General features: G+C 69.5%; 7 protein-coding genes. 1 reads left to right on the top strand and 6 read right to left on the bottom strand.

The features are described 5' to 3' along the window. Window positions 1–419 (top strand): ethanolamine ammonia-lyase light chain EutC (locus MKK52_RS17400; RefSeq protein ID WP_243955920.1); only part of this gene is annotated, 419 nt, incomplete at its 5' end. A gap of 5 nt (window positions 420–424) precedes the next feature. Here MKK52_RS17400 and MKK52_RS17395 read toward each other — a convergent pair. From MKK52_RS17395 to MKK52_RS17370, 6 genes are read right to left on the bottom strand one after another with little or no spacing between them, the layout of a single operon-like run. Then, window positions 425–1981, bottom strand: coding sequence for an amidase (locus MKK52_RS17395; RefSeq protein ID WP_243955918.1), 1557 nt, complete (start codon window positions 1979–1981; stop codon window positions 425–427). Window positions 1982–2031: 50 nt separating this feature from the next. Beyond that, the gene (locus tag MKK52_RS17390; RefSeq protein WP_243955917.1) at window positions 2032–2754 is read right to left on the bottom strand and encodes an ABC transporter ATP-binding protein; all 723 of its coding nucleotides are present in this window, start codon (window positions 2752–2754) and stop codon (window positions 2032–2034) included. 1 nt (window position 2755) lies between these two features. Continuing rightward, window positions 2756–3493: an ATP-binding cassette domain-containing protein gene (locus tag MKK52_RS17385; RefSeq protein WP_243955916.1), complete on the bottom strand. Its 738-nt coding sequence runs from the start codon at window positions 3491–3493 to the stop codon at window positions 2756–2758. Continuing rightward, window positions 3490–4551: an ABC transporter permease subunit gene (locus MKK52_RS17380; RefSeq protein ID WP_243955915.1), complete on the bottom strand. Its 1062-nt coding sequence runs from the start codon at window positions 4549–4551 to the stop codon at window positions 3490–3492. The genes MKK52_RS17385 and MKK52_RS17380 overlap by 4 nt, the downstream gene beginning before the upstream one ends. Continuing rightward, entirely contained in the window at window positions 4548–5414 is an 867-nt protein-coding gene (locus MKK52_RS17375; RefSeq protein WP_243955914.1) for a branched-chain amino acid ABC transporter permease, read from the bottom strand. Before MKK52_RS17375 ends, MKK52_RS17380 begins: the two co-directional genes overlap by 4 nt. Before the next feature lie 5 nt (window positions 5415–5419). Next, entirely contained in the window at window positions 5420–6670 is a 1251-nt protein-coding gene (locus MKK52_RS17370; protein WP_243955913.1) for an ABC transporter substrate-binding protein, read from the bottom strand. Window positions 6671–7013: the final 343 nt, after the last annotated feature.

The following is a 7013-nucleotide window of genomic DNA, read 5'->3' as shown; positions in this document are numbered from 1 at the left end:
TCATCGCGGACGGGCTCTCCGCGACGGCGGTCGCCCTCAACGCGGTGCCGGCGGCGGCGGCGCTGGCGGCGCGGGTGAAGCGGGCCGGCTGGAGCCTCGCGCCCTTCGTCGTCGCGACACAGGAGCGGGTGGCGCTCGGCGATCCCGAGGGCGCGCGGCTGCAGGTGCGGGCGGTGGTGGTGCTGATCGGCGCGCGGCCGGGCCTCTCGGCCTCGGACAGCCTCGGCTTGTACGTCACCTTCTCGCCGGAGCCCGGTCTGCCCGATTCCCGGCGCAACTGCATCTCCAACATCCGGCAGGACGGCCTCTCCATCGAGGCGGCGGCCGCGCAGATGGAGGCGTTGCTGCGGGCCATGTTCGCGCAGCGACTCAGCGGCGTCGGGCTCCGGCGGGACGAGGCCGCGTTGCCCGGCGCCTAGGGGCTTCAGGCCGACAGGGCCGGCGCGGTGCGGTGGCGCGTCGCCTGTTCGTAATCGTAGGCAAGCGCCAGGAGGTCGGCCTCGCTCCAGAGCGGCCCGACGAAGATCAGGCAGAAGGGCGCCCCCGAGGCGAAGGTGCCGGCGGGCATCACCACGCCGGGCAGGCCCGCGATGTTGATCTCGCTGACGGTCGTCTCATGGATCGTCTCCGTCCCGTGCAGGGACGGGAGGGTGTCGCGCATCTGCGGGAAGACCAGGGCGTCGAGGCGATGCTCGTCCATCACGGCCGCGAAGAGGTCGAGGTATCCCTCCCGCGCGGCCAGGAAGTCGGACAGGTCCGGGGGCGAGAGCGGGTCGGTGAGGCAGGGCGCGAAGGATGGGACATCGTTCATCCAGTCGAGCACGCCGCCCTTGGCGAAGGGGTCCTCGGCCTTTGTGGCGGCAGTGAACTCCGCGAGCGTCCGCAGGGAGGCGTCGGGGCCGAGCCGTTGCAGGTACGCCTGCAGATCGAACAGCACGCTCTCGATGCCGCGGGCATCGTAATGGTCGAGGTCCGGCACCGGCTGGCCGATCGCCGCGAAGCCGCTGCCAGCGAAGGGATCGGCGACAAGGGTGGCGCCGCGCGCCGCGATCTCCCCCTGCGCCCGCTCATAGAGGGCGGTCGTCTCCGCCGAGAGCGGCCGGTCGCGCCAGCCCGGCCCGTAGAGGCCGAGCCGCTTCCCCCGCAGGGCGGTCTCGGACAGCGCGGAGACGTAGCCGCCCTTCGGACGGCGGCCGATGCCGGCCACGGTCTTGGGGTCGGCGGCGGTGTAGCCCGCCAGGGCATCCAGGGTGAGCGCGGCGTCGCGCACGCAGCGGGCGATCGGCCCCACGACGTCGCGGGTGCTGCCGGCCAGCGGGATCACCCCCGCATTGGGCACCAGGGCGAAGGTCGGCTTGATGCCGACGAGACCCTGCGCGGAGGCCGGGTTCTGGATCGACCCGCCGGTCTCCTCGGCGAGGCCCAGCACCGCGAGGCTCGCGGCCACCGCCGTCGCGGTGCCCGCGCTCGATCCGCCGGGCAGGAGGTCCGGCGCCATGGCGTTCAGGGTCGGCCCGGCCCAGCTGTCGTTGGCGTGGCTGCCCGTGGCGCTCAGCACCGGCACGTTGGTCTTGCCGAGGATGACGCAGCCCGCCGCCCGCATCCGCGCCACCACGGGCGCGTCGGTGCCGGGGATCAGGTCGGTGCCGCCGGCCTTCGAGCAGAGGAAGTGCCAGCCCCCCGTGCTCGGCAGCCCGGCGACGTCCATCGTGTCCTTGATGACGACCGGCACCCCCGCGAGCGGCCCCAAGGCCTCGCCGGAGGCCCGGCGGGCATCGATCGCCCGCGCCTCGTCAAGGGCGTTGGGGTTGAGGAAGATCAGGGCATTGTAGCGGGGGTTGTAGGTCTCGATCCGCGCGAGGAACGCGCGGGCCAGGGCCTCGGCGGTCACGCCCCGGGCGAAGGCGGCCTGGGCGTCGGCGACGGTCATTTCCACGAGCAGATCGGAAAGGGCGAGCGCATCGGTCTCGGCGGCGTCCATCACGGGGCTCCGGGTTTGGGGTGGTTGGGGGTATGCGACGGCCGGGCCCGTCAGGCCATGCCGACGAACTCGTCGATCAGGGCGCGGTCGCGGGCGACCTCGGGGGGCACCTCGCGGGTGATCGTGCCCTTCTGGAGGATCAGGATCCGTTCGGAGAGCCCGGCGATGCAGTTCAGGTTCTGCTCCACGAGGAGCAGGGCGATGCCGCGTTCGCGCCCGATCCGCTGCAGCGTCTCGATGATCTCCTCGATGATCGAGGGCTGAATGCCCTCGGTCGGCTCGTCGAGGAGGAGGATGCGCGGGTCGCCGCACAGGCAGCGGGCCAGCGCCAGGAGTTGCTGCTCGCCCCCCGACAGGGCGCCGCCGGGCCGGTTGAGATAGGCCTTCAGGCGGGGGAAGGTGGTGAGGATGTCGGCGATGGTCTCGTCCTCGCCGCGCTTGGCGAGAAGGCAACCCATGCGCAGGTTCTCGTGGACGCTCAGCGCGGGGAAGATCTCGCGCCCCTGCGGCACGTAGCCGATACCGAGTTGCGCCCGCGCGGTGGGGCTGCGCCGGGTGATGTCGGCGCCCTCGAAGCGGACGTGGCCAGCCGTCGCCGGCAGGTAGCCCATGAGGGTCCGCAGCAGCGTGGTCTTGCCCATGCCGTTATGGCCGAGGATGCCCACGAACTCGCCCGCCCGCACGGAAAGGGCGACGCCGTCGAGGATCGGGATGCGTCCGTAGCCGGAATGCAGGCCCTCGACGGACAGGAGCGGCGGAGCGGCGGCCACCATGTCAGGCCGCCTGCTTGCCGAGATAGACATCCCGCACGCGGGGATCGGCCAGCACCTTGTCCACACTGTCCTCCACGAGGATGCGGCCCTGGTTGAACACCGTGACGGTCTTCGCGATCATGCGGATGAACGGCATGTCGTGCTCCACGACGATGAGGGCATGGGTGCGGTTGATCTCGCGGATCAAGTCCGCCGTGCGGTGGACCTCGTCATGGGTCATGCCGGCGGCGGGCTCGTCGAGCAGGATCAGTTCCGGCTCCTGGGCGAGCACGGTGGCGATCTCCACCCATTGCCGCTGCCCGTGCGCAAGCTGGCCGACGATCCGCCCGGCGATTCCCGTGAGGGCGAGGCGCGTCAGGGTCTCCTCGACGATGGCGCGGGTGCGGGCGGCGGACTTGCGCCGCCCGGCCGCGACGAAGACGTTCTCGTGGACCGTGAGCCCGTTGAAGACGTTGGGCACCTGCGTCTTGATCCCGACGCCGAGGCGCGCGATCGCATGGGGCTCGGCGCCGGTGATGTCGGTGTCGCGCAGGCGGATTTTGCCCTCGCTCGGCTTGAGCTGCCCGGTGAGGATCTTGAAGAACGTGCTCTTGCCGGCGCCGTTCGGGCCGATGAGGCAGCGTAGCTCGACCTCGCCGAGGGTGAAGTCCACATCCGCCACGGCGGTGACGCCGCCGAAGCGCATGGTGACGCCGCGCGCTTCGATGAGCGGGCGGAGGGATGCGCCGGGGGATGTCATCGCGCGCTCTCCGTGACGAGGGTGTCGGCCGCCTTGCCCGGCCGTGGCGCGCGGACCCGCTCCACGAGGCGCAGGGCCGCGCCCCGCGCCACCGGCAGCAACCCCTGGGGCACGAGCAGGACGAAGCCGACCAGCACGATCCCGAGGCCGAGGTTGGAATCGACCAGGGTCTGGCTCCCGGCGGCGATGATCAGCGCCTGGATCAGCACGGCGCCGAGCATCGGCCCGACCAGGGTGCCGAGCCCGCCCACCAGCACGTAGATGATGACTTGGGCCGACATCGGCAGCGCGAACACGGTCGGGCTGATGAAGCCGCCCCAATTGGCGTAGAGGCACCCCGCCAGGCCCGCGACGCCCGCCGCGAGCATGAAAGCGATGAGCTTGTAGAGCCGCGGATCGTAGCCGATGAGCTGCGCCCGGGTTTCGTTCTCGCGGATCGCCACGATCACCTGGCCGAGGCGGGCGGCGAGCACCGCCCGCAGGAACGCGTAGACGAGGATCAGCGCGCCCATGGCGGCGTACCAGATGCCCTCCAGGTCGAGGGGCTCGTCGGGATGGCCCGGGGCGTTGAGCGCCGGGATCGCCGGGATGCCGTTGAACCCGCCGAGTTCCGCCGCGCCGATCCGGTACTGGCTGCCGGAGGTGGCGTTCACGAGCTGGAACAGGATCACCGACACGGTCAGCGTGATGACGCCGATATAGGCGTCGCTGATGCGGCCGTAGAACATGAAGTAGCCGAGCAGGCCGGCGAAGGCCATCGGCACCAGGATCGACAGCAGCACCGGGATGCTGCTGTCGCCCATGTTGATCACCGAGACGGCGTAGGCGTAGCCGCCGAGACCGAGGAACGCGGCCTGCCCGAAGGACATCACCCCCGCGAAGCCCCAGACGAAGCCCTGCGAGAGGCCGAACATCGCCAGCGCCGCGAAGCCGGTGCATTGGACGAGGCCGAACGTGTCGAGGACGTGCGGCGCCCCGAACAGGATGGCGAGGCCGAAGGCCAGCGTCGCGAGGAACCCGAGGGCGGAGGCCCGGTTCGAGGGGAAAGCGGGATTCATAGGCTGCGCCTCAGGTAGCGGCCGGTGATGCCCTGCGGGAGGACGCGGATCAGCAGGATCGCGGCGGTCAGGAGGGCGACGTCGCCGATGACCGGCGTGGTCTTGAACGAGACGAGTTCGTTGATGGACCCGAACAGGGTGGAGGCGAGACCGGTGCCGGTGATGATGGCCGGGCCGCCGCCGAGCACGGTGATGAAGGCGCGGGCGATGTAGGCCGCACCCATGGCCGGCGAAACGCCGGAAATCGGTGCCAGCACGCCCCCCGCGAGGCCCGCGAGCGCCGCCCCGAGGGCGAAGGTCGCCATGTAGATCCGGCTGGGCTGCACCCCGAGGGCCGCCGCCATGCGCGGGTTCTGCATGGTCGCCCGCAGGATCAGCCCGAACTTGGTGAACCGCAGCAGCAGAAACATCGCCGCCAGGGCGGACAACGCCGTCACGAGGATGACGAGGCTGTACAGGCTCGCCCCGTAGCGGCCGATGTCGAAGCTGCCGACGGGGGTCGAGACCCCGCGCACCACGTTGCCGTAGAGGGTGGTGACGAGCCCGATCAGCCCGAGGCTGATGCCCCAGGTGGCGAGCATCGTGTCCATCATCCGCCCGTAGAGGAAGCGGATGACGGTGCGCTCCAGGATCAACCCGATCAGCCCGACCACGAGGGGCGGCAGGACCAGCATGGCGATCCAGATGTTCACCCCCGCCCCGGTCGCCATGACCGCCGTGTAGGCGCCGAGCATCATGAGCTCGCCGTGGGCGAGGTTGATGATGCGCATCATCCCGTAGATCACGCCGAGCCCGAGCGTGATCAGGATCAGGGTGGCGATGCCGGTGAGGACGTTGAACGCGAGCAGGCCGACGAGATCCATCGCGCTCAGCCCTTGAGATCCGGGGTGAACTGCTTGTTGGTGCGCGGAGTCTTGATGAGATCGCAGGCGCCGCCGGTGTCGGCCGGGAAGGAATCCGGGAAGGTCGCGAGGATCTTCCACTTCCGGTTCTCGGGCTCGGCCAGATACGTGTTGCGGATCGTATGATGGGTCGCCCCGTCCATCGTGACCTTTCCGGTCGGCGAATCGATGGAGAGGCCGCTTTCCAGGGCGGCCGTGACCCTGTCACGCTCGATCGAGCCGGCCTTCTTCACCGCCTCGGCCCAGAGCATGATGCCGTCATAGGTGGCGGTATCGAGTTCGCTCAGGTCGGTGACGTCCGCGCCGAACTTCGCCTGCATCCCGGAGACGAAGGCCTTGGTCGCGGGCGTGTCGAGGTTGTTGTACCAGCCGTAGCAGGTGATGATCCCGTTCGTGGTCGAGGGGTCCATCGTGGTGAGTTCGTCGCCGAGGCCGAACACGCTAGATCCCACCGGGATCTTGGACTTCATGCCGGCGGCATCCCATTGCCGGTAGAAGCCGGAATGGTTGGCGCCGACCAGGGCCGACAGGACGAGATCGGGCTGGGCCTGCTGGATGCGGCTGATGGCCGAGGAGAAGTTGGTGACGTCGAGGGGGAAGAAGTCGGTGCCGAGGACCGAGCCACCCCCGTCCTTCATGAACTTCGTCATCCAGCTCGCGGTGATGTGGCCGTAATTGTAATCGGCCGCGATGATGTACGCCTTCTTGCCCCAGTTCTTCAGGGCGCAATCGACGATGTGGTTGACGGTCTGGGCCGGGGTCGAGCCGGTGCAGAACACGTTGCGGTCGCAGACGCCGCCCTCGTACTGCGTGTTGTAGAAGTACAGGGTCTTGGACCGCCCGAAGATCGGCCGGATCGCCTCCCGTGAGGCGGAGGTGATGCCGCCCTGGATGACATCGACCTTGTCCTTGAGCGCGAGCTGCTGCGCATACTGGGTGTAGAGCTGCATCGAGGATTGTGTGTCGTAGGCGATGAGCTGGATCGGCCGGCCGAGGAGGCCGCCCGCCTTGTTGAGCAGATCGACGGTGTATTCCGTCGTCTCGATCATCCGCTTGCCTTCGAGGCCGAGGGCTCCGGTTCCGTCGAGCAGGCTTCCGAGCTTGATCGGCTCGGCGGCGAGGCCGGTGCGCGAGACGAACGGCATGGCGACGGTGCCGGCTGCAGCCGAGAGCGCCAGCTTCAGCGCCCCGCGACGGTCGATCGACCCTTTGCTCATCCTCAGACTCCTCTCCGTGCCGCATCTCCGACCCACTGGCCGGCCGCACGCAGGGAGGCGTCGCAAACTCGGTGCCAACCAATCCCACACAACGGTCAAAAAACAGGTGACGCTCGTCGTTTACGGGCTGGACGGCGTAGCTCACGGCCTCGCGTGAAGGCTGAAAGCCACAAAACGCACGCCCAGCACGCTGGACGGTGTCGGCCTCAGCCTGGCGCGAGGCCGAGGAGGGTGCCGAGGGGCACGGAGAGGGTGAAGCCGCCGTAGAAGCCGTCCTTCGGCCGCCGGGCGGTGAAGGGATTGAAGTAGGAGTTGCCGTTCACGAGATATTGGACGACGGGCT

Origin of the sequence: Methylobacterium sp. J-067 (assembly GCF_022829465.1) — a bacterium.
Lineage (GTDB): Bacteria > Pseudomonadota > Alphaproteobacteria > Rhizobiales > Beijerinckiaceae > Methylobacterium > Methylobacterium litchii.
This window is presented reverse-complemented; position numbering and strand designations above follow the sequence as displayed.